Below are 23,360 nucleotides of genomic sequence, written 5' to 3' on the forward strand. Positions count from 1 at the left end.
ACGCGTCAAGGTGTCAGATGACTTATATATATGGTTTAAGTGGGGTATTTATTTTTATAAATAAGTATCTGTAATACAGTGCTATAAGTTTAAAATACGTTTAAAATGTTAAGTGTAAATGAAAAAACCTTTGATAAAATAAAAATATCAAAGGTCTATAATGAAGTATAGATAATTTAAAATTAAACTATATTATTTTTTATTTTTTTAACACTAAAAGATAAACTGATGTAATAAATTCCTAAAAACAACATAGATATGCTAACCCATATTAGCAAAGCGGCTAATCCTATTGGAGGGAATACCACTATTACAAATGAAAGGATAACTTCCAGTATGCCTAAAGTTAATAACCATCCCCAATTACTTAACCCCATGTTCTTAATATCAAACGAGTGGCCAATTAAACTAACTCCTTTAAATAACAGCCAGAAGCCAATAAAGAAAGATAAGATTCCCATTTGAGTAAATATATTGGAGGATATTAATATAATCCCTACCAATAAATCTAAAATACCACCGGCCAAATACCAACCCCAATTGCTGGTATGAGTATTACTTAATGAAAAAACAATTTCGAAAATACCAAAAACCAGAAAAGAGACAGAAAAAAATGTTGTTAAGAAAATTAGTGATGGAGTAGGAGACACCATTACTATAATACCTGCTAAAATGAACAATATGCCTAAAAGGAGCATAATCCACCAATTTTTTATAAATGATTTCATATAAATTTTATGTAATTATTAGGATAAGATAATTTCAAAAATAATGCCATGAAATTGTTATATACAAATGGAATAAAGGTTGATAAGTACTCATATAATAAGTGTAGCTATTAAATTTTTATTTTTTTAATTAGGTATTATTATTGTAGATTGTCAACTAAAAAGAGAATAATTTCAAATTGAAAAATAAATTAGATCTATTACAGCTAATCGAAGAAGCAAAAAATTCCAGGCAACAGGCTCAAAGTAAAATAGTAAATTTATTTTGGAGTGATATTAAGTCCTATATTTTTTCTTTAGTGAAAGATGAAAATTATTCAGAAGAGCTCACTGTTGAAACCTTTACAAAAGTTTTAAGTAAGTTAAATTTATACAATTCTGATTTTGATTTTAGAACTTGGGTTACTTCCATTGCGCATAATTCAGCCATAGATTTTTTAAGAAAAAAAAATAAGGATAAAAATAAATTTTTAGATGATGACTATCAACAGCCAAGAGATTGGGAACCATCGCCTGAGCAGTTGTTTATTGATAAACAAAATTTAGAAGCATTTGAAAAAAGATTAAATAATCTTCCTGAAAATTATCGAAAATTAATTTATTCTCGATATGTAGAAGGTAAAAAGCTTAAAGATATAGTTGAAGAAACCGGTTTATCTTTAGCTAATGTAAAAGTAAGTTTGATGAGAGCACGTAAGCTTTTATCTTAAAAAAAATTTACTTTAATTACCTGACAAATACCAAACTTTTTTCTGTAGATAATTGATCTGAATATTCATATCCGTCCTCATTATACGTCTTGATATCCTCCCAATGGGTGATAGAGTTTTCAGCGCACCAACGAGTCATCTTTCCACGGGCATTTTTAAAATACATCATAATGCTTTTTAAAGATCCATTTTTATAATCTTTAAATTCAATATCCATAACTTGACCTTTCAACTTTTTTAGGTCAATTACTTTAAAATATTCTTTACTCGCAAGGTTTAGTATAGGTTCATCATTTTCAAGTAAGTTATTCAAATAAGTATTCAATATATCTTTCCAAAACCCATATAAATCGTTGGCTTGTTCGGTTTTAAGTTTTTTTCCCATTTCCAATCGATATAACATAATATCATCTGATGGATGAAGCAAACCGTAAAGGCCTGAAAGAATTAATAAATTTTTTTGTAAATAATCTAAGGCGGATTTAGATAAGGATTCGGCATCTAGCCCTCTGTAAACTTCTCCTTTAAATGCAAAAATTGCCTGTACACACTCCTTTTTTAAAGGATTGGGAGTCCATTTCTGAATTCGTTCCCAATTTTCTTCGGACAATTTTGATGAAATATTCAATAGATTTTCTAATTCAGATGGAGAATATTCCTTTAAAACAAATTGTAATTTTTTACTATAATCAATGAATTCGGGTTGAGTGTGTTGATTCCAGATTGAATTGGTTTCCAAACTCATAATTTTTGCCGGAGAAAGAAGTATTTTCATTTAAAATTTATTAGCGATGTAGCTAAGTTATTAAAAAAGATTGAAGTTTAAACGTTGAATTTAACTTATTTAAATACGAAAGGTTAGGAATTAATCCTAACCTTTGAAAAAAATTATATATATTTTTTATATTTCAAAATCAGAATTTACATCTAATTTTTGAGCAATAATCTTGTTTATTTTATTTTTCAAATAAGGAATGGAAACAGATTCCATTACATCCGCACAGAATGCGAACATAAGTAAAGCTTTAGCTTCTTTCTCATGAATTCCCCTTTGTTTCATATAAAACAAGGCATCATCATCAAGTTGCCCTACGGTACACCCATGGGAACATTTCACGTCGTCTGCAAAAATTTCTAACTGAGGTTTCGTATCGATGCTCGAATTTTCAGAAAGCAAAATATTATTATTTTGCTGGAAAGCATTCGTTTTTTGAGCTATTTTATTTACTTTAATTTTTCCGTTAAATATGCCATGTGCAGAATTTTGATATATTCCTCTATAAAGTTCATGGCTTTCACAATTAGGTTGGTTATGTTTAACAAGTGTATGATTTCCCACTTCTTGTCCATCTCCTATAAGGGTAACCCCTTTTAACGTTGAATTGATATTTTCTCCTTTATGATCAAAAGATAATTCATTACGAACCGTTTTGCCGCCAAAAGAAAAAGTATGCACAAAGGCGTTGCTGTCTTTTTCTTGTTCAATATAGGTAGAGTCTATTAAACAAGAGGAATGTTTATCATCCTGAATTTTATAAAGGCTGAAATTCGTATTTTTTCCAACAAAAATTTCTGTAACGATATTATGAAAGAAGTCCAATTCAGAAAGCGTATGAATTCTTTCAGAAATTTGAATTTGAGACTGATCTTCAATAACAAATAAATTACGAAGGTTGCTAATGGCCTTATATTCTTGTTTTGAACTTATATAGATTAATTCAATTAACTGATTCTCTATTGTATGTTTAGGTACATAAATAAAAGTTCCTTCTTGATATGATGCCGTATTTAATACGTTAAAATAATTCTCATTATTAGAAATGGAATTTAGCTTAGAGAGAATAATTGTTTGATATGTTTCATTTTTTAAAGCTTCAGAAAAAGGAAGCACTTTCCATGAATCCTGTGGGTAATTGGAATACATTGGTGAAATGATTCCATCAATCAAAACTATTCTAAAAGAAGTCGATTCATTACCTAAAATACTCTCTATAATCTCTTTAGAAACAGGATTATTTTTTGCAGCTTCATAAGTTTCCGGATTAAAATCTTCTATTTTTGAAAATTTCCAATCTTCATTTTTTGAGGTTGGAAGACTGCTATTCTCTAATGTTTGTTGAGCTTGTTTTATAATTTTTACTAATTCTGTATGTTGTGGAATGTTCATTTTACTAATTTTAGTTAAGAGGATGACTGATTGGCGTATTTGAAAATTATAACCAATCGTAACCTTTTTCTTCTAATTCCAATGCTAATTCTTTAGTTCCCGATTTTATAATTTTTCCATTCATTAAAACATGTACGAAGTCAGGAACGATATAATCCAATAAGCGTTGGTAATGAGTAATAACTAAAACGGCATTATCTTTATTTTTTAATTTATTAACCCCGTTAGAAACAATACGTAATGCATCAATATCAAGTCCTGAATCCGTTTCATCCAAGATGGATAATTTAGGTTCTAACATAGCCATTTGGAAAATTTCATTTCTTTTCTTTTCACCACCTGAAAATCCTTCATTAAGAGATCTGGAAAGAAAATCTTTTCTTATTTCAAGCATTTCAGATTTTTCTTTAACTTTTTGTAAAAATTCTTGTGCCGAAATATCTTCCTGTCCACGAGCTTTGCGGTTAGCATTTATGGCTGCCTTTAAAAAGTTGGAAACGCTAACACCCGGAATTTCCACGGGATATTGAAAAGACATAAATATACCGGCATTGGCTCTTTCTTCAGGAGCAAGGTCTAACAAATTTATTCCATCTAAAAGAATAGAACCTTCGGTAACTTCATAATCTTCTCTTCCGGTAATTACATTGGAAAGCGTACTTTTTCCCCCTCCATTAGGCCCCATAATCGCATGTACTTCTCCTTTGTTAATTTCAAGATTTATTCCTTTAAGTATTTCTTTTTCTCCAATTCTTGCGTGCAAATTTTTTATTGATAGCATTTTTATCGTATATTATCTTAAACTTATTCAAAAACAAATATACTACCTTTATAACTGCTGTAAAAAATAGGTTATAAATTTTATTGATTTCAAAATTGATTAACATTATTTAAATAAATATTTTTCAAAGACTTACTAATGCAAATTCCTATTAAATGGAATATTTCACAGAAAATCTCTCATTTTAAAATACTTCTTATTTAAAAAAGTATGGTTTAATAAATTCATTTGATGTTGATTCTCTTTAAATTAAGAGTCTTTATCGTCAATATCCAGTTTTTTACTTATAATTTTCTTTAAAGCTGAAGGAATCCATTTTAAAAGTTGTTCAATGCCATCTAAAATTTCTCCCGTATATGCACCGGTAAGCATACATAATACGTATATAGTATTGTGGGATACATCGGTAAATTCTTGCATCAGTATCCCCATGGAAATTCCTATTATTATGGAAATGGGTGTTTTGATTAGAAGTCTGCATACCGAAGTTCCTTTATATAAGGAACGAGCTATCATACTGATCACAGTAACAAAGATCACACCTTTGTTTTGGATAAAAAAATCAAATAGTGTTTCGTTAATTTCTTTACAATATGGTATCATATGGGCTTTTTAAAGGTTGTTATTTAAGGTTTTAATATGAAATACACTTTAATTATATCATATAAAATATTAATTTTTAGGGTGTCTAGTTTCGATAACAAAAATTATTAGCTTATTACTTCTTGAAAATTAAGGGATAAGAAAAGCTAATAATAAAGAAGCTTTCAATAAAAAAGAATAAAAAAAGGAAATTCTTACAAAATGAAATCGGTAACATATCAATAGATAAATCTTAAAAAAAGAATATTTTCTTTCATTTTATTTGTATTCTCGTAATATGGTTGCTTTCTCTTTCAAAATGAAACTCAGGTCGTTTCCATCTTTTTCGACGTATTTCATCTAATTTATCTTCAATTTTATCAATGAGGTCGACGGGTATTTCTAAAGGGTAGGACCACTCTAAAATTTTAATTTGATTATGATGGATGATACATCTTTCCTTTAAACTAAGAAATTTTCGAACTTCAGAATCATAGCTTAAACAGGTTCTTAAATCATGGATGTTTAATTTTCTTTTTCTCATGGTATGGTGTATTAATTGGTGAATTGCTTCTCTTTAAATGCTAATTGAGACTAAACTAAATTGGATTATAATTGAATATTAATAATTGGATCATTCTAAATTCGCGCACTATATTTAACTAAACCGTTATAATTCGTGGAATCAATCTTAAAAATGGTATTTTGTTCTTTATATTCATATAATCATTTATTAGTTCCTATTTAGTTAACATCTTTCTTGTTTGTTTGTAAATCGAAATAAAAGTTTCGATATCTAATAAATTAATTTTCTGGTAATTATATGGGTTTTTAAAAAAATAATGTATATTTACGTTATAATACAAAGCAAACATACAAACATATTTGCAAAAAATAAATAAAATATGAAAAATAACACAAATTTCTTTGAAAGAATAGCTGAGATCATTAAATATAAAGGATTTAGAAGTGTTCATGATTTTGCAATTAATGGGTTGGGATATAGTTCTTCGGAAAAATTAAACCGATTAAAAAGGGAAGGAACTAAACCTTCTTATGACATATTAGAAGATATTGCCAATAAGTTTGATGAAATAAATGTAAATTGGCTTCTTACCGGAAGAGAATCTATGTTAAAAAGAGGATCTGGATTTCCGAGAGGAAAAGAAATTATTACTGTTCCGATAAATATGCACCGTAAAACGGCGGATCCTGTTAGAGAAATACAAGATGTTCCATTATATGATTTAGAAGCTACAGCCGGTTTGGTTGAGCTTTTTAAGGGGACTTCCAGTGAAGCGGTTCTGGATCGAATTCGTATACCGGGTATAGCTAATTGTGATGGAGGAGTATATGTGAAAGGAGATTCCATGTATCCATTACTGAAAAGTGGTGATATAGTATTATATAAAGAAATAACTTTAGATAAAATTTTTTGGGGAGAAATGTATTTACTATCTATAAAAATTGATGATTGGAGTGAATATATTACCGTTAAGTTTGTCCAAAAATCCGAATTAGGAGACAATTATATAAAGCTGGTTTCACAGAATCAACATCATCAGCCTAAAGATATGTTAATGGAACATATAAATGCTATTGCTTTAATACGAGCAAGTATACGGTTGCATAATTAAATTACTATTTTTAATACATTTAAGATTTTATACGGTTAAGTAAAATTTATTTGTAAACTTCATAAAGTAACTTTTTTACCTTAACCGTTTTTTTTAAAACCTGTAGATATTATAAATTTTTTATAAATAAATAATATTGTGATCGATAGTAATTAAAGGCTTATTAGTTCAAAATTATATAAGAATATAGATGATCCTCAAATATAATAGTATAATAAGGAATATTTAATCCCTGTAATAGATGCGCTTTACTCTGGGCGAAATAGAGGTTAAGACTTCATAAGGAATTGTTTGATACCAGTCAGCATATTCTTTCAAACTAGGATTTTCACCAATTATAATGACTGGATCTCCTTCTTTGCAAGCAATCCCCGTTACATCAATCATCATCATATCCATACAAATATTTCCAATGATAGGAGCTTTCATTCCATGTATCGTTACATATCCTTTACCATTTCCTATGATTCTACGAATACCATCTGCATAGCCAATAGGTAAAGTTGCAATAGAAGAATTTTTTTCAACAACATAATGTCGACCATATCCGACCGTTTCTCCGGGTTTAAGATTGTGAATATTAGAGATAACAGTTTTTAAAGTAATTACATTTTCCAGCATTTTTAAAGCCTTTTCGTTATCAATATATCCATACATACCAATACCTAAACGAACAGCGTCAAATTGATATTCGGGATAATTAAGAATACCGTTTGAATTTGCTATATGAAGAAGAGGTCGATAACCTAATATTTTAACTAATAGATCAAATGAATATTTCAGTTTCGTCGCTTGCAATCTGGTAAATTCTTCTTGCTCTAACACATCGGACACTGCAAAATGACTGAAAACCGATTTTACCTTTACATAAATATTATCTTTTAATAAGTCACCTAATTTTTGAGCTTCATCGGGTTGGAAGCCTAAGCGATGCATTCCGGTATCTATTTTAATATGAATAGGATAATCCGATACGTTTTTTTCTTTTAATTTTTGTGTAAATAAGTCAAGTTCTCTAAAACTGTATATTTCCGGCTCCAAGTTATATTCAATGACACGATCATAACTGCTTATTTCAGGATTCATAACCATAATGGGCAAATAAATCCCCCGGTCTCTTAAATTAATACCTTCATCCGCATAAGCTACGGCCAGATAATCTATATGATAATATTGTAAAACTTCTGCAATTTCAAAATTTCCCAAACCGTAAGAAAAAGCCTTAACCATGGCAATAATTTTAGTTTTCGGATTTAATTGACTTTTGAAATAATTTACATTATTCAAAAGTGAATTCAGATTAACTTCCAGTATGGTATCATGAGATTGAACTTGCAATAATTGAGCAACTTTTTCCAATTCAAATGCACGGGCCCCTTTAATTAATAGGGCAGCATCTTTTATAGATCGACTTTCTAAAAACTTAATAACTTCTGCTGTTGACAAAAAGCTTTTTAACATAGCATTAAATAAGCTTTGATATTGGTGCATTTTTTCTCCTACTAAAAGGACATGATGTAAAGGAAAAGAATTAACTAAGTCAGCAATTTTTTTATACAATGAAGCTTCAGGAAGACGAGATTGGAAAATATCCGACAATATCAATACTTTTTTAGGTTTATTTTGCTGAAAAAGAAACTGTAAGGCTATTTCCAAAGATTGATAATCGGAATTGAAGGTATCGTTTATAATAGTACAATTATTAATTCCCGATACTTGTTCTAAACGCATCGATACCGGTTGCAAATGAAAAATTTTTTCTTGTATAAAATCGTATTTACAACCCAATTCAGAAAGTACGGCTACTAAACATAATGCATTTTGAATAGAGGCATTATCAGTAAAAGGGATAGTATATGTTCTTTTTTCCCCCCAAATGGAAACGTTCAATTCTGTTGTATTACCGGTAAGAGAAATATCTAATAATTGGATGTCTGAATTTTCCTTTCCGAAAGAAATTAATTTTTTATTGGGATACGTTTTTTGAATTATTTTTGAAATAATCGGATCACTTGGATAAATAATTACCCGTGAGTTTTTAAAAAGTTTAATTTTTTCTATAACTTGCTCTTCCCGATCTTTAAAATATTCGGAATGAGCTGCTAATACATTTGTGAGGACACCAATTGAAGGATGCAAAACATCTTCCTGTTTATCCATTTCACCGGGTTTGGAAATTCCGACTTCAAAAATTCCTAAATTGTGTTTAGATGTAATTTGTAATAGAGATAGGGGAAGTCCAATTTGTGAATTAAAACTTTTAGGACTTTTTATAATTGAAAATTCATCCCATAAACATTGGTCAAGCCACTCTTTTAGTATAGTTTTACCATTACTTCCGGTAATGCCTATGGTTAGAAGATTAGGAAAAGGATTTGCGTGATGGCGAGCCCATTTTTGCAACGCTGAAACCGTATCATCTACTATTAAATATGTAGCATCAGGATGCATTGAGGGAATATGTGACGCTATAAAAATTCGAACCGATTTATTATAAGCATCTTCCATATAAGTATGTCCGTCTCGAACTCCTTTAAATGCAATAAAAGTACCATCTGCAGGAGATACTATATTTCGGCTGTCATAGAATACATGTTTAATTATTCTATCAGGATTGCCGATGAGTTGGGCATCGATAATTCGAGCCAGTTGAGATGCTGAATATTTCATCGTAGAATCTCTAGTTAAATTTCATCCTTTTTCTGTACTTTTTCCTTATTCATTATCTCCCAAAAAGCTTGCCTGCTTAGAGGTTCATATTTGTCCTTTTCTCCTAATTCCACCAAGTTCTCGCCGGATGAAATTCGATGGGAATAATTAGCTAAATTTCCGGTTTTTACGCAAACAGCATGTACTTTTGTTACGTATTCGGCGGTAGCCATTAAAAAAGGCATCGGTCCAAAAGGTCTGCCTTTAAAATCCATATCCAAACCTGCAACTATAACTCTTTTGCCTTGATTAGCAAGTAGATTGCAAACTTCCACTATAGTATCGCTAAAAAACTGAGCTTCATCGATTCCTACAACATCGCAATCGGCTGCCAAAAGAGGAATTTCTAAAGGATTATCAATAGGAGTGCTGGGATAAGAAGTTTGATCATGGGAAACCACCAATGTTTCATCATATCTTACATCCATGGCAGGTTTGAAAATTTCAACCTTTTGTTTTGCAAATTCTGCACGTTTGAGTCTGCGTATAAGTTCTTCTGTTTTACCGGAGAACATGGAACCGCAAATTACTTCAATCCAGCCAGTTTGTTGAGTGCTATTTGTTGTATTTTCAAGAAACATTTGTAAATTTCGGGTCTTTAATAAAAATTTTTACAAAAGTAGAAATTAACGAACATATTAAAAAGCAAATTATGAATGCTAAAGAAATATTTCAAAAGGAAGTTCTAGAGGAAATCAAATCCATTGCCGGAGAAATTAGCCGTGTGCAAAGCTTTTCAGGTCTTTTGTCACATCAGCAGAAAATTCAAAATTTATACGAAAAATTTATTTTTTTAAAACAATTATCTACTTCTAAATATCAGCAGATTCTTGAAAATTTAGAAAGTAATGGTAAAGTTCAGGAAAAAAAAGTAGAGGTTAGAGATTTTTATGAAACGGACAAAGAGTCGGCAAGTGAAGTGTCTGATCCTATAGAATCAATAAATAAAGATAATGTTGAAAACAATATAATCATAGAAGAACAAAAAGTTGAGGATCCTTTTGTAGAAGCAGTTGATACAACTGAGGAGATGAGAAAATCAGAGGAAGAAAATTTAAAAAAAATGGATTCTCTGAATATACAAATTGCAGAAATAAAACCTCAAGAAAAGAATAGAGTTGTACGACCAATTAATTTAGATTTTAATGATTCCATAGCATTTATCAGTCAATTGTTTAATGGCAGCAAATCAGATATGGATGCTGAATTTGCTCAGTTAAACCAAACCCAAACGATAGAAGAAGCAAAAAGATGGATGGAAAAAATGTTCGTAAAATACAATTGGAAAAACAAAGAAGAATATGTGGAACGTCTATCCGGTTTAATAGTACACAGGTTTGATTCTTAAAAGTTTATAAAATATATGAGTGGAAAGCTATATTTAATTCCAACTCCTATTGGAAATCTGGAAGATATTACCCTGCGGGCTTTACGGCTTTTAAAGGAAGTAGACTTAATTTTGGCTGAAGATACTCGTACTTCCGGAAAGCTTTTAAAGCATTACGATATCCAAACACCTATGCAATCATATCATATGTTTAATGAACATCAAAAAACAGAGGGGTATACTCAGCAAATTTCTGAAGGACGTGTCATTGCTTTAATCACCGATGCCGGAACGCCGGGTATCTCGGACCCCGGATATATGCTTGTAAAATCGTGTATCGAAAAAAATATATCGGTAGAATGCCTTCCGGGAGCAACGGCTTTTGTTCCTGCCCTGGCAATCTCCGGGCTTCCTTCTCATGAATTTATTTTTGTAGGCTTTTTACCGGCCAAAAAAGGAAGGCAATCCAAACTTAAAGAGCTATCTCAAGAGAGCAGAACTATTATTTTATATGAAAGCCCCCATAAAATAAATACTACTTTGGAACAAATCTCTGAAATCTTCGGAGAAGATCGAAGAGTTAGCATAAGCAGGGAACTTACCAAAATGTATGAAGAAACGTTGCGGGGCAGCGTAGGTGAAATAGTAAAAATATGCAAAGAAAAGCCTTTGAAAGGCGAAATAGTTTTACTAATTGAAGGAAAATAAGTATCTTTAGATTTATGATTTCCAACCGGTGTAAATACGCTTTAAAAGCTTTAATTTATATAGCAAGACAAGATAAGGATAAAAGTATATTGTCGACAGAAATCTCTAATGATGAAAATATTCCCAAAAAGTTTTTGGAGAATATTTTAAGAGACCTTAAGAATGCACAATTTTTAACTAGTAGAAGAGGAGCAAAAGGAGGGTATCGATTGAATAAAGATCCCGAAAAAGTAACCTTGATAGAAGTGATTCGATTAATGGATGGGCCGATAGCATTATTGCCTTGTGTGTCGATTATGTACCATCAGCCGTGTGATACGTGTACAACAGAAGACACTTGTACCATACGCGATGTATTTATAGAAGTTCGAGATGCAACCTTAGAAATCTATAGAAAAACAACCTTAGCAAGTTTGGCAAAAAAGAAAAATAAGTTATCTTTGTGATCGAAAATTCGGGGCTGTAGCTCAGCTGGCTAGAGTGTTAGACTGGCAGTCTAAAGGTCGTGGGTTCGAGCCCCATCAGCTCCACAAGATTAAAATTCAAATATCTGAAACACCGAATTTTAATATTTGGTGTTTTTTATTTTTAGGCAATATCTATAAAGCCGGTTTGATTTTTATTTTCAATAAATATTATTTTACTTATTAAATAGTTTCTCTATTAAATCATTTTTTCTTAAAGTGCTTATTTCATACTGTAGAGTTCTACTTTTTTTTCAATAGGATAAATAGCATATTTATAATGAACAGCGTAACTGAATGATTCATCTTGACATGTATTTATTATAATAATACCCTTTTCTTTATAAATCTTAATGGCTTCAATAAGAAAATGTAGAGCAGAAGCATTTTTATCTAGAATATTATCATTTATTTACTCCTTTTTCTCAAGTTTAGATACCGTTTGTTAAGAAAGTTTCAACTTATTTACCTATTCTTCCAGCTAAACTCTTAATAATTCAAGAAGATATTACATTTTTTCCATGATACATTTTTGGATCTAGCTCGAAAATAAGATTTCCCTAGCATTTTTTATTATAAACAATTTTCCCATCATTGTTTTTATATTCAATTAATTATAGATACATGAAACAAATAATGGTTTATAAAATTGATTTGTTTTTGTTTAGTGTCAAAGTATTAAGTATATAAGCCTTTTACTTTTTGTTGTTTTATTTTATATTAATATATATATTTATCCTTTGATTTTGACGTTATGTTGATATACAATGGTATTAGAAGAAATATTGAAAATCGATAAACAAGCTCTTAATAAAAACCAAAAGGAAGCTATTTTAAATACAGAAGGCCCCCTGCTAATAATTGCGGGTCCAGGAGCAGGTAAAACAAAAACCCTTGTGGAACGTGTAGTTTACCTTATATCAAAAGGTGTTAATGCAGAGAATATACTTGTTGCTACATTCACTGAGAAAGCAGCAAAAGAACTTGTCACAAGAATTTCAAATCGATTATTACAACTTGGGATAGATATTAATCTCAATGAAATGTATATTGGTACACTACATTCTATTTTTCTTAGAATATTGGAAGAATATAGAGAGTTTACGAGTCTTAACCGAAACTATAATATTCTTGATCAATTTGACCAACGATATCTTATATTTAGAAATATCAATAGATTCACAGCAGTTGAAAATAGTGACTTCATTTGGAAGATAAATTTATCCAATTGGATTAAAGCTGATATCGTTGTAAAATATGTATCTAAAATAGCAGAAGAATATATCGACCCTGATGAGCTATACAATTCTGATGAGCCTGATTTACAGGTGATTGGTAATTTCTACAAAGAATATCAAAACCTACTGAAAGAAGAAAACGTACTTGATTTTGCTACTATACAGAGTAAAGCTCTAGGGTTATTAGAGGACAATCCTGATATATTAGCAGAATTGCAGAATAAGATTAAATATATAATGATTGATGAATATCAAGATACTAATACTATTCAAGAACGACTTATTCTGTTACTAGCTGATAAACACAAAAATATTTGTGTTGTTGGAGATGATGATCAAAGTTTATATCGTTTTCGAGGAGCTTCTATACGAAATATTTTAGAGTTTTCTACACACTTTGAAAAAGGGACTTGTAAAAAGGTTACATTAGATACCAATTATCGTTCACACCCTGATATTATCAATTTCTATAACAGGTTTATGAACAGACATAATTGGAATCATAATGGTAAAACTTTCAGATATGAAAAGACCATCAAACCAAATGATGGTGAATTTCCAAACATCCCTGCTGTAATAAAAGTATCTAAACATAATGATACAGAAGCTTATCATCAAGAAGTTTATAATTTCATCAAAGATTTAAAAGATAAGGGTGTACTGACTGATTACAATCAAATAGCATTTCTATTCAAATCTGTTCAAAGTGACCAAGCCATTGGATTAGCTGAATTTTTAGAAGATAAGGGCATACCTGTATTCTCACCACGTTCCAAGATGTTTTTTGAACGTGAAGAAATACGTTTGCTGATTGGTGCATTTGTTACCATATTTCCTAACCTATTTCAACGTCTGAAATGGAATGATACAGCAGAATTGGATATATGGGATTATTATAGAGGTTGTCAGGTAGAATTTATGAATGAGTTTACGAAAGACTCACAAACTCACAAAACACTTTATAAGTGGACTTTGAGTAAGATGAAAGCTCATAATAACTTTTCTCAAAGTACCAACTATGCATTTGCTGCCCTTTTGTATCAACTTCTTGAATTTCCAATGTTTTCAAAATATTTGGATGTCAACCTACAAGAAAAGAAAACAGACCTGAGAGCAACATATAATATCGCTATGTTCTCCAAACTATTATTTAAGTTTGAACATACCTATAATTTCACTGTTTTTACAGAAAAGAATATTGACAGAACATTAAAAGAATTGTTTAATAAATTCTTACGATTTTTGAAGGAAGGTGGTCTTGAAGAATATGAAGACTTTGAAGAATACGCTCCCTCAGGTTGTATTTCATTTATGACTATTCACCAATCCAAAGGGCTTGAATTCCCTATTGTTATTGTTGGTTCACTAAACGCATCACCACGAAAACAATATGATGATATTGATTTGAAACTTCAATCAGACTACTATCACAAGCCACCCTTCGAACCGATTGAAAAAACTAAGTATTATGACTTTTACAGGTTGTTTTATACTGCTTTTTCAAGACCTCAGAACCTATTGGTATTATCAGCTTGTACAAGAGAGGGACAAGGACGCACACCATCCAAACATTTTGCGGATACTTTTAATAAATTGCCATCTTGGACAGATGAACGTTTTAAACCCGAATTGCTTGAATTAGAAAACCTAAAACCCATCAATATAAAGCGTGAATATGCTTTTACATCCGATATCTTATTATATGAAAACTGTCCTTTACAATATAAATTCTATAAAGAATTAGGATTTGTTGAAGTTCGTACAGGGGGCGTTTTAGGGGGTAGTTTATTACATCAAACGATTGAAGATATTCATCGTGCAGTATTGAAGAAAGAAGAAAATAAGCTCACTAATGATAATATAACCGATTGGTTTAATCGTAATTATCAACTATTATCCAAACAGCAAAGAAGTTATCTACACCAAGGACAGCTTAACGCATTGTTGAAACAGGTGTTAAGGTATCGTGACCGCAATCAGAGTCGTTGGAATTTGATATTAGAAACCGAAGTTGATGTGTCTTTGGTAAAAGAAGATTATATTCTGAAAGGAACTATCGACCTTATAAAGGGTGATAATGAAACAGTAGAATTGGTGGATTTCAAATCAGGTGATAAACCCGATGTAAACTCAACTGACCCTAAGGAGCGAAAATTGTTGAACCAATACCAACGTCAATTGGAAGTTTATGCACATATTATCGAGAAAAACAAAGGGGTAAAAATAAGTAAACTGCATTTGTGCTACCCAAAAGAAGATGATGGTATCCCATACATTACTTTTAAAGCAAATATAGATAATATAAACGCTACGATTGATATATTTTCTGAGGTAGTAAACAGAATAGAATCAAAAGATTACGATATGAGTCGTACGCCTAAAGGTGAAAAGCAATGCGGTGAATGTGATATGCGATATTATTGTAATCCACATATGTTTAGTGAATAAAAGAAAGAATTAAATACTATGGAAGATAATATATTAAATCTGAATGCAGAACGAAAAATAGATTCGGTTGAAAAATTTAAATTTGAACCTATCAAAGGTTATCCCATGTTGAGATGGAAGGGTAAACGTCCTTTTACAAGTACGCAATATTACCCTGCACAATTGAAGGAACAACATGGTGAAGAAACCGATGGTTGGATCAATCAAATTTTTTGGGGTGATAACCTGCAAGTAATGTCACATCTTTTGAAAAAATATCGTGGACAGGTAGATTTAATTTATATTGACCCTCCTTATGACAGTAAAGCTGATTATAAAAAGAAAATATCGCTGAAAGGACAAAGTGTAGAAAATGATAATACTGCATTTGAAGAAAAACAATATACAGATATTTGGTCTAATGACGAATATCTGCAATTTATGTATGAAAGAATAATGATATTGAAAGAGTTATTAGCTGAAAATGGAAGTATCTATATACATATGGATGAAAAAAGAGGGCATTTTATAAAAATCATTTTAGATGAGATATTTGGCTCTTCAAATTTTAAAAGAGAAATTATTTGGTCTACTAAAACCTCTTCGGGTTTTAAAACATCGGCATATAATTGGATTCGAACTCATGACATTTTATATTTTTATACAAAAACACCTGAATATAAATTCAATAAACAATATTGGGATTATACCGAAGAGTATAAGAAAAGATTTCATAGGGTAGATGAACAAGGTAGAAAGTACAGAGACGACAGGAGTAATGGAGAAAAACAATATTTAGATGAATTAAAAGGCATTGCGATGGGTGATGTTTGGGATGACATCATGTCCTTTCAACAAGCAGCAACCTCTAATGAGATACAAGGTTATCCAACTCAAAAACCTGAGACTCTATTGGAACGAATAATAAAAGCGTCAACAAAAGAAGGAGACCTTGTTTTTGACTGTTTTATGGGAAGTGGAACCACTCAGGCTGTTGCAATGAAACTTGGCAGACGTTTTATTGGTGCAGATATCAATTTAGGAGCAGTTCAAACAACCACTAAACGTTTGATAAAGGTAGCTAATGAGTTGAATAGTCAACAAAATAAGATCGGCTTTGATGATGAAAATAAGATTGAGAATTACTATACAGGATTTCAAGTTTATAATGTTAACAATTACGATGTTTTTCGTAATCCTATCGAAGCAAAAGATTTGTTGCTAAAGGCATTAGAAGTACAACCCATGCCAAACAGCATGTTGTATGATGGTGAAAAAGATGGACGTTTTGTAAAAGTGATGCCTGTAAATCGTATTGCTACACGTGCCGACCTGAATGAACTAATAGTTAATTTCGATTACAAAACATTTGAAAAACGTCACAATGAAAGCCCAAACAAACCTGTTGAAGCCATTCTTTTGGTGTGTATGGGACACGAACCCGATTTGGCAGCACATTTGAAAGAACAAGTACCCTTTCCATTAGATGTGAAAATAGTGGATGTTTTGAGGGATAAATCGAACTTAGAATTCAAACATGACAGCGATGCTGAAATCAGTATCGAGGGTAATCGTTTGTTGGTTCGTGAATTCTATCCAATGAATTTACTTCAAAAACTTTCCATCCAAAAAGAAAATGTAGAGAATTGGAAAGAAATGACAGAAAGTATAATGATAGACTTCAATTATGATGGTTCTATTTTCGAACCTCAGATTGTTGATATACCGGAGAAAAATGAATTGGTAAAGGGAGTCTATGATATACCAAAAGATTCGGGTACAATCCATATCAAAATAACAGACCTTTTGAGTGAAACTTTTGAAAAGACTATTAAATAATGGCAAAGAAAAAATCATCACATATTGATTTTCCCTTTTATCGGTATTTGAACTTATTCATTTCACAAGAAAGGAAACGGATATATAAAGAATTTAAAGGAATAACTAAGAAATATTTAATTTTTAATAATCCTGAAGAAAATGTTGAAGCCTATCTTCGCAAACCACAATTTGAAGCCTTGGAAATGTATGTTTTCCTAAAAGAGTTTTGTGAAAACAAGCATTTAAACGAAATATTTATAGAATGGGTTTATAAAAAAAATGAGTTTAAAGACAGAGAAACCACGGGATTAAGTTCTAAAGGACAAATAGATTTATTTGAAAACGAATTTAACTTCGATGAAAATAAGGATCTTTATCAAGCAGTCTTTAATCAAATAGAAGAATTCAAACAAGAGTATCCCAACTATATCTTTTCTCTCACAATGGGGCTAGGGAAGACTGTTCTGATGGCTACATCGATCTTTTATGAATTCCTATTAGCAAATAAATTTCCCAAAGACCCAAAATTTTGTCATAATGCTTTGGTATTTGCACCAGACAAGACTGTTTTACAATCACTAAAAGAGATTCAAACTTTTGACAAATCAAAAGTTGTACCTCCTGAATATGTCAATTTTATAGAAAATATAAAATTCCATTTTTTGGATGATACAGGACTTACATTGAATCTGCTCGAAGGTTCAAGATTTAATATTATCATATCCAATACTCAAAAAATAATTTTGAGAAGGCAACAAAATGAGCAAACTCAAATTCAACAATTATTCAGTGATCGAACCCATGCATTTTTGAAAATGGGAAAAGACTTGTATGGTGAAGAACTAAATGTACACAATCTCCTTACAAATCAACGTTTTGAATCCTTAAGGCGTATTTCTCAACTAGGAATTTATGTTGATGAAGCTCACCATGTATTTGGTAGTACCTTAAAGAAAGATTTTGATCCCAACAAGGCTACAAGTTTACGAAACACTATCAATAAGTTAGCAGAAAGTTTGAATTACGCAGGAACTCACATTGTAGGCTGTTACAATTATACAGGAACTCCATACGTTGGTAAACGTTTATTACCTGAGGTAGTTTATTATTACGGTTTGAAAGATGCGATTGATAACAAGTATTTGAAAAAAGTCAAAATAGAAGAATTTGAAAATATAAGAAATCAAACACAAGCATTTGTAAGATATTCAATTACTAAATTTTGGGATGCTTATGATGGGAAACGCTTTGAAGGGATGTTACCTAAAATAGCATTCTTTGCAAGTTCAATAGATGAACTTCAAAATGAATTACGCCCTGCAGTTGAGCAGGTATTAATAGAATTGAATATACCAATTTCAAAAATTCTTGTAAATGTAGGTGATGCAACTATCACAAATAATGATGATTTAAGAGAGTTTATTAATTTGGACACCATAAGCTCAGAGAAGCAATTCGTTCTTCTTGTAAACAAAGGAAAAGAGGGTTGGAACTGTCGTTCATTATTTGGTGTGGGTATGCATCGATGCCCTAAGTCAAAGATATTTGTACTTCAGGCGACAATGCGTTGTTTGCGTAAAATCACAGAGTATCAAGAAACAGCCATGGTATTCCTATCCAAAGAAAACGTTGATATTTTGAATGCTGAATTGGAAGAAAATTTCAGACTAACGATTGATGATTTAAAAGGAGAAAACGATGACAAAGAATTAGTTGAGGTTCGTTTCGTTCCACCACCAGTAGAATTGAAATTAAAACAGGTTAAGAAATTATACAAACTGAAAGAACGAAAACTTAATGAGGGTATAGACTTTGAATTTGAAAAGGTTGATATTGAAAGGTATAGGATTATTCAAACAGAAAGATCAATTACCGATTTATCAAAAAAAAGATATTTTAAAGATATTACTTATATAAAAGAGAAATTTAAATATTCAACATTATTATTAATCGGTGAAATATCAAGATATTTGAATCTCAAACCAACACATATAAAACAGATATTACAAGAATCCAAACAAAGGCTTGATGAAGTTTTAAAATGGGTAAATGACTATAATGAATTGTTATACGATTGGGTTATACCCAAACTATTCAATTATTATTGGGATATACAGGAATTTACCTCTACGGATGAAATAAAAGTTAAATTAGTAAAAGCACCAAAAGAAGGATTTTACCAAATGAAGGTTAAGCCTGAACTCTTAGCAAGTTTAGAAGACAATAAATACAAACCTTTCAAAAACAAATCGTTCCATCTTGACAATTATTGTTTTGATAGTGTTCCAGAAAAAATATTATTCCAAATATTGCTTAATGAAAACAAGGTTGACAAAGTATGGTTTACAGGCATGTTAGCAAATGGCCAATCTGATTTTGTAATACATTACATAGATAATGTTTCGCATACATTACGCAGTTATTATCCTGACTTTCTAGTATTGCTTAAAGATGGTTCATATGTTATATTAGAAGTGAAAGCTGATTATATGATTGATGATGATGTGGTAAAAGCTAAAAGTGAGTATGCTAAACAATTGGCAGATGCAAACAAAATGAGATATGAAATTATACAATCAAGTAATCCAACAATTAAATTTTAAAGTTATTTCATAAAAACATTTATTTAATAAATAAGGCAATGCTGGATTACATTTATCGTATTTTATTATGTCTTTTTTAAAATATTTAGAATATTATTAGTCTAAAATTAAGTTTGAAGAAACTTTAGAGTTAATTGTTGAAAAATTCAACCTTAACTATAAAAGACTTTGTTTTTTTAGCATGATATAATATTAATCAAAAAGATGGATAAAAATATTTCAATAAAGTGTTAGACTTAGTGTTGAATATACAAACAGTAAAAGTGGGCAGGAGATGGACACCGGATTAGTATTTAATTAGCTCTTTATTTTACTATTTAAAAAAGAAATTAAACTTGAGCATAATATCCAAGCACCAAATTATATTTTCGGTGCTTTTATTTTTTTAATTACTCTAATTTCTACACTTATAAGTACCTCCTCTCCTTTGAAAATCAATCCATATAAAAATCAGTTTTATTGGTAGAAATAAAGGTAATCAGTATACAAATTAACGTGGTTTAAAATCAGAAATTTACATTAGCTCTATCAATGTTAATAAACAAGATTATCATTAAAATAATTTGTTTATGAAATAAAAAAAGTTTAAAAAAATATCATCGGTGTCTTTATCAACGATTTAAAAATTATAAAGGTATAATCATTGCAATTAGAGTATAGGTAGAGATGAAGTAATTAAATTTTAGAAGATTCTTGTTAACAACTGCATGTATTTAAAGGATGAAAATAATATATTATAAAACCATACTGTTTTTATTTATTGTCATAGGTATGGTTAGCCATCTTAAATCGCAACATAACAATATAATACAGGATCCTCTTTTGAATTCCAGACAGCAAAGTATAATAATTATATCGAGCTATACAGCTAAAGGAGACTTATCTCAACTTAAAAAAGCGTTAAATAATGGGCTTAACTCCGGTTTAACAGTAAATGAAATCAAAGAGATCTTGGTACATTTATATGCCTATTGTGGATTTCCGCGAAGTATTCCGGGATTACAAACCTTTATGGAAGTGATTGAGGATCGTAAAAATCAAGGCATAAAAGATATAGATGGAAAAGATATTTCTCACTTTAAGAGGAACGAAAACAAATATGAAAGAGGAAAAAAGATACTGGAAGAATTGACTAAAACCCAACAACCTGTAAAACTTAGTGGTTATTCAGCATTTGCTCCGATAATTGATACCTTTTTGAAAGAACATTTATTTGCCGATATTTTTGAAAGAGATATTCTTACTTATGCTGAAAGGGAATTAGTAACCATTTCAGCTATTAGTACAATAGGAAAAGCAGAACCTATGCTTCGTTCCCATTTAAATATCTGTCTTAATGTAGGTTGGTCTCCCCGACAACTTCGACAATTTACAACTATAATAAAAACAACTTTAAAAAGAAAAGAAGCAACCTCTGTGCGAAAAATTGTAAATGAAATAGTTGAACAGCAAGAAAAAAATACATACCATTTTAATCATGAATAAATTAACCTCAATATTAGCTATTGCAACATCATTAGTAGGGGCTGATGCAATGCAAGCACAATCGTCTCATAAAAACGATCAACATAATCCGTTTACCTTAGTTTATGAAGGCGCGATCGGAAAAAATGAACCGGGAAAAGTAAATATACATCCGGTTACCTATAAATTACATGGGATTGAAATAGCGGCTAATGTTTATACTCCGGCCCATTACGATTCTTCAAAAAAATATCCGGCTGTAGTTGTAGCCCATCCTAACGGGGGAGTGAAAGAGCAAACTGCCGGACTTTATGCGCAAAAATTGGCAGAAGCAGGTTATATTACCATAGCTGCCGATGCAGCCTATCAAGGAGCCAGTGGGGGAGATCCTCGTCATACGGATAATCCGGCCTATCGCACCGAAGATATTCATGGTATGGCAGACTACATTTCTCAATACCCCGGAGTTGATGCCAATCGTATCGGAGCTCTGGGAATTTGCGGGGGCGGTGGGTATACACTTAAGGCGGCTCAAACGGATAAAAGATTAAAAGCTATAGCCACTCTTAGTATGTTTAATTCGGGAGAAGTACGACGCAATGGGTTCCAAAATTCACAAGTCAGTACTATTCAAGAACGTTTAAAACAAGCATCCGAGGCTCGAGCCCAAGAAGCATCCGGAGGAAAAATTTTGTATTCGGGAGTAGCTAGTGTTACGGATGAAGAGATTAATAAAACTCCTACGGATTTATATCGTGAAGGATATGTATATTATTATAGAACTCATGCACATCCCAATTCAACTTTTCTTTATACTACTAGTAGCCTTATGTATTTAATGGCGTGGGATGCAACCGATCAAATAGAATTACTTAATCAGCCATTAGTAATGATTGCGGGAAGTAAAGCAGATACCAAATACATGACCGAAGAAGCTTTTTCTAAGGCTATTAATGCAAAAAATAAGGAGTTATTCCAAATAGAAGGGGCAACTCATATACAAACCTATTGGAAGCCTGAATATGTATCTCATGCAGTAACTAAATTAGTTGAATTTTATAAGAAAAACCTTTAAAAAGTAGTGGATAAATCATCGAGTTTTTTTAAAATTTAATAAACCATGAATCAAATTAGGAGCTCATTTTTTCAAGGAATACTTTTATGTACTTTATTATTAATTGCGTGTAGGAGTACCCAACAAAGTAATAGATTGGATGCACGGGAAGTGTCGGCGATTTTTCCTAAAGGAACTAAGGTTTCCAATGAGCATTTTACAGGAAACGTATGGTTAACATATTTAGCTCCATCCGATAGCGTTTATAATGTTGTAATTGGTTCTGTAAGTTTTGAGTCGGGAGCAAGAACTCATTGGCATTATTACCCAGGAGGACAAATATTATTGATAACTGAAGGGGTAGGATGGTATCAAGAAAAAGGTAAGCCCGTTGAAATTATTAAAAAAGGAGACGTAATAAAATGTCCGCCTGATATTGAGCATTGGCATGGAGCTTCAAAAGATCAGTCCATGACACATATTGCCATTGGAACTAATAGTAATTTAGGCGGGGCTGTGTGGCTTCATCGGGTTACCGATAAAGAATATTTTAGCGGGGATAAATAAATACAAGGATAAACTATTTGAATTTTTAACAACTAAATATTATATATAAATAGAATATTCTCTATTGACAAAATTTGTAAAATTTCAAGATTAGGTAAATATAAATCCACAATTTATTTCATTAAAATCCACAATCTGAAACGGTATAATTAATAAAGATAATGACCAACAATATTCTAAAACTTATAGGGCATTTATCTAATAGGAAGTTAATTGCCTGTATTGCAACTGTAAAGAGGAATTCATAAAATTTAAAATATTAATTACTTTATGAATTTGAATAATAAAGTAGATGTTGAGAATTAAGAAATTAGTCAATCATTTTTATAATTTAAAAATAATATAAAATTTTTAAAAATATAAAATAAAGTTA

At 30.9% G+C, this 23,360-nt stretch carries 19 protein-coding genes and 1 tRNA gene; 12 read left to right on the forward strand and 8 right to left on the reverse strand.

Translation table 11 applies throughout. The features are described from left to right. Window positions 1-182 precede the first annotated feature (182 nt). The gene (locus GFV01_RS06225; protein WP_105296414.1) at window positions 183-728 is read right to left on the reverse strand and encodes an HdeD family acid-resistance protein; all 546 of its coding nucleotides are present in this window, start codon (window positions 726-728) and stop codon (window positions 183-185) included. A 179-nt stretch (window positions 729-907) separates the two neighbouring features. On the opposite strand from GFV01_RS06225, the gene GFV01_RS06230 reads away from it, so the two are divergent. Next, the gene (locus GFV01_RS06230) at window positions 908-1,438 is read left to right on the forward strand and encodes an RNA polymerase sigma factor (RefSeq protein ID WP_158254190.1); all 531 of its coding nucleotides are present in this window, start codon (window positions 908-910) and stop codon (window positions 1,436-1,438) included. Between the two features lie 16 nt (window positions 1,439-1,454). Here the strand turns inward: GFV01_RS06230 and yaaA are convergent, their stop codons facing one another. The 5 genes from yaaA to GFV01_RS06255 all read right to left on the reverse strand — a co-directional run bounded on the left by yaaA (window position 1,455) and on the right by GFV01_RS06255 (window position 5,512). Continuing rightward, complete coding sequence (yaaA, locus tag GFV01_RS06235) at window positions 1,455-2,213, reverse strand: peroxide stress protein YaaA (RefSeq protein WP_160565670.1); 759 nt, start codon at window positions 2,211-2,213, stop codon at window positions 1,455-1,457. Window positions 2,214-2,339: 126 nt separating this feature from the next. Continuing rightward, complete coding sequence (gene sufD / locus GFV01_RS06240) at window positions 2,340-3,605, reverse strand: Fe-S cluster assembly protein SufD (protein WP_160565672.1); 1,266 nt, start codon at window positions 3,603-3,605, stop codon at window positions 2,340-2,342. Window positions 3,606-3,651: 46 nt separating this feature from the next. Continuing rightward, window positions 3,652-4,386, reverse strand: a complete 735-nt coding sequence (gene sufC / locus GFV01_RS06245) for a Fe-S cluster assembly ATPase SufC (protein WP_160565674.1) — start codon at window positions 4,384-4,386, stop codon at window positions 3,652-3,654. Window positions 4,387-4,635: 249 nt separating this feature from the next. Beyond that, window positions 4,636-4,989: a hypothetical protein gene (locus GFV01_RS06250; protein ID WP_160565676.1), complete on the reverse strand. Its 354-nt coding sequence runs from the start codon at window positions 4,987-4,989 to the stop codon at window positions 4,636-4,638. A 253-nt stretch (window positions 4,990-5,242) separates the two neighbouring features. After that, window positions 5,243-5,512, reverse strand: a complete 270-nt coding sequence (locus GFV01_RS06255) for a hypothetical protein (protein ID WP_105296408.1) — start codon at window positions 5,510-5,512, stop codon at window positions 5,243-5,245. Window positions 5,513-5,873: 361 nt separating this feature from the next. Between GFV01_RS06255 and GFV01_RS06260 the strand changes: the two genes are divergently transcribed. After that, window positions 5,874-6,605: a S24 family peptidase gene (locus GFV01_RS06260; protein WP_185150331.1), complete on the forward strand. Its 732-nt coding sequence runs from the start codon at window positions 5,874-5,876 to the stop codon at window positions 6,603-6,605. Window positions 6,606-6,830: 225 nt separating this feature from the next. Here GFV01_RS06260 and GFV01_RS06265 read toward each other — a convergent pair whose 3' ends face one another. Both GFV01_RS06265 and GFV01_RS06270 read right to left on the reverse strand, forming a co-directional pair. Beyond that, on the reverse strand, window positions 6,831-9,275 hold the full coding sequence (locus GFV01_RS06265; RefSeq protein WP_160565678.1) for a bifunctional UDP-N-acetylmuramoyl-tripeptide:D-alanyl-D-alanine ligase/alanine racemase: 2,445 nt from the start codon (window positions 9,273-9,275) through the stop codon (window positions 6,831-6,833). A gap of 14 nt (window positions 9,276-9,289) precedes the next feature. Further along, window positions 9,290-9,895 (reverse strand): thymidine kinase, encoded by a 606-nt coding sequence (locus GFV01_RS06270; RefSeq protein ID WP_160557642.1) that lies wholly within the window; start codon window positions 9,893-9,895, stop codon window positions 9,290-9,292. Window positions 9,896-9,966: 71 nt separating this feature from the next. Between GFV01_RS06270 and GFV01_RS06275 the strand changes: the two genes are divergently transcribed. The 10 genes from GFV01_RS06275 (at window position 9,967) to GFV01_RS06320 (ending at window position 22,987) form a co-directional block, all read left to right on the forward strand. Continuing rightward, complete coding sequence (locus GFV01_RS06275; protein ID WP_160565680.1) at window positions 9,967-10,662, forward strand: hypothetical protein; 696 nt, start codon at window positions 9,967-9,969, stop codon at window positions 10,660-10,662. Between the two features lie 15 nt (window positions 10,663-10,677). After that, window positions 10,678-11,349, forward strand: a complete 672-nt coding sequence (gene rsmI / locus GFV01_RS06280) for a 16S rRNA (cytidine(1402)-2'-O)-methyltransferase (protein ID WP_160565682.1) — start codon at window positions 10,678-10,680, stop codon at window positions 11,347-11,349. A 14-nt stretch (window positions 11,350-11,363) separates the two neighbouring features. Then, window positions 11,364-11,795: an Rrf2 family transcriptional regulator gene (locus GFV01_RS06285; RefSeq protein WP_105296402.1), complete on the forward strand. Its 432-nt coding sequence runs from the start codon at window positions 11,364-11,366 to the stop codon at window positions 11,793-11,795. 10 nt (window positions 11,796-11,805) lie between these two features. Next, window positions 11,806-11,879, forward strand: a tRNA-Ala gene (locus GFV01_RS06290). 701 nt (window positions 11,880-12,580) lie between these two features. Continuing rightward, entirely contained in the window at window positions 12,581-15,499 is a 2,919-nt protein-coding gene (locus GFV01_RS06295) for an ATP-dependent DNA helicase (RefSeq protein WP_160565684.1), read from the forward strand. An 18-nt stretch (window positions 15,500-15,517) separates the two neighbouring features. Beyond that, window positions 15,518-17,317 carry a site-specific DNA-methyltransferase gene (locus tag GFV01_RS06300; RefSeq protein WP_160565685.1) on the forward strand — a complete coding sequence of 600 codons (1,800 nt, stop codon included), beginning with the start codon at window positions 15,518-15,520 and terminating at the stop codon, window positions 17,315-17,317. Next, window positions 17,317-19,902 carry a TnsA endonuclease N-terminal domain-containing protein gene (locus GFV01_RS06305; protein WP_160565687.1) on the forward strand — a complete coding sequence of 862 codons (2,586 nt, stop codon included), beginning with the start codon at window positions 17,317-17,319 and terminating at the stop codon, window positions 19,900-19,902. Before GFV01_RS06300 ends, GFV01_RS06305 begins: the two co-directional genes overlap by 1 nt. 720 nt (window positions 19,903-20,622) lie before the next feature. Beyond that, entirely contained in the window at window positions 20,623-21,387 is a 765-nt protein-coding gene (locus GFV01_RS06310) for a carboxymuconolactone decarboxylase family protein (RefSeq protein WP_160565689.1), read from the forward strand. Continuing rightward, on the forward strand, window positions 21,380-22,441 hold the full coding sequence (locus GFV01_RS06315; protein WP_160565691.1) for an alpha/beta hydrolase: 1,062 nt from the start codon (window positions 21,380-21,382) through the stop codon (window positions 22,439-22,441). The genes GFV01_RS06310 and GFV01_RS06315 overlap by 8 nt, the downstream gene beginning before the upstream one ends. A 45-nt stretch (window positions 22,442-22,486) precedes the next feature. Beyond that, window positions 22,487-22,987, forward strand: a complete 501-nt coding sequence (locus GFV01_RS06320) for a cupin domain-containing protein (RefSeq protein WP_221411117.1) — start codon at window positions 22,487-22,489, stop codon at window positions 22,985-22,987. The last annotated feature ends 373 nt before the right edge of the window (window positions 22,988-23,360 follow it).

It is taken from the genome of Apibacter sp. B2912 (assembly GCF_009827835.1).
Taxonomy (GTDB): Bacteria; Bacteroidota; Bacteroidia; order Flavobacteriales; family Weeksellaceae; genus Apibacter.

Excerpts from the sequence above, each read along its gene's own strand:
- rsmI (WP_160565682.1), top strand. The coding sequence starts at position 10,678 with ATGAGTGGAAAGCTATATTTAATTCCAACTCCTATTGGAAATCTGGAA.
- GFV01_RS06315 (WP_160565691.1), top strand. The coding sequence starts at position 21,380 with ATGAATAAATTAACCTCAATATTAGCTATTGCAACATCATTAGTAGGG.
- GFV01_RS06285 (WP_105296402.1), top strand. The coding sequence starts at position 11,364 with ATGATTTCCAACCGGTGTAAATACGCTTTAAAAGCTTTAATTTATATA.
- GFV01_RS06270 (WP_160557642.1), bottom strand. The coding sequence starts at position 9,895 with ATGTTTCTTGAAAATACAACAAATAGCACTCAACAAACTGGCTGGATT.
- GFV01_RS06275 (WP_160565680.1), top strand. The coding sequence starts at position 9,967 with ATGAATGCTAAAGAAATATTTCAAAAGGAAGTTCTAGAGGAAATCAAA.
- sufD (WP_160565672.1), bottom strand. The coding sequence starts at position 3,605 with ATGAACATTCCACAACATACAGAATTAGTAAAAATTATAAAACAAGCT.
- GFV01_RS06265 (WP_160565678.1), bottom strand. The coding sequence starts at position 9,275 with ATGAAATATTCAGCATCTCAACTGGCTCGAATTATCGATGCCCAACTC.
- GFV01_RS06300 (WP_160565685.1), top strand. The coding sequence starts at position 15,518 with ATGGAAGATAATATATTAAATCTGAATGCAGAACGAAAAATAGATTCG.
- GFV01_RS06255 (WP_105296408.1), bottom strand. The coding sequence starts at position 5,512 with ATGAGAAAAAGAAAATTAAACATCCATGATTTAAGAACCTGTTTAAGC.
- GFV01_RS06225 (WP_105296414.1), bottom strand. The coding sequence starts at position 728 with ATGAAATCATTTATAAAAAATTGGTGGATTATGCTCCTTTTAGGCATA.
- GFV01_RS06250 (WP_160565676.1), bottom strand. The coding sequence starts at position 4,989 with ATGATACCATATTGTAAAGAAATTAACGAAACACTATTTGATTTTTTT.
- GFV01_RS06295 (WP_160565684.1), top strand. The coding sequence starts at position 12,581 with ATGGTATTAGAAGAAATATTGAAAATCGATAAACAAGCTCTTAATAAA.
- GFV01_RS06260 (WP_185150331.1), top strand. The coding sequence starts at position 5,874 with ATGAAAAATAACACAAATTTCTTTGAAAGAATAGCTGAGATCATTAAA.
- GFV01_RS06310 (WP_160565689.1), top strand. The coding sequence starts at position 20,623 with ATGAAAATAATATATTATAAAACCATACTGTTTTTATTTATTGTCATA.
- sufC (WP_160565674.1), bottom strand. The coding sequence starts at position 4,386 with ATGCTATCAATAAAAAATTTGCACGCAAGAATTGGAGAAAAAGAAATA.
- yaaA (WP_160565670.1), bottom strand. The coding sequence starts at position 2,213 with ATGAAAATACTTCTTTCTCCGGCAAAAATTATGAGTTTGGAAACCAAT.
- GFV01_RS06320 (WP_221411117.1), top strand. The coding sequence starts at position 22,487 with ATGAATCAAATTAGGAGCTCATTTTTTCAAGGAATACTTTTATGTACT.
- GFV01_RS06305 (WP_160565687.1), top strand. The coding sequence starts at position 17,317 with ATGGCAAAGAAAAAATCATCACATATTGATTTTCCCTTTTATCGGTAT.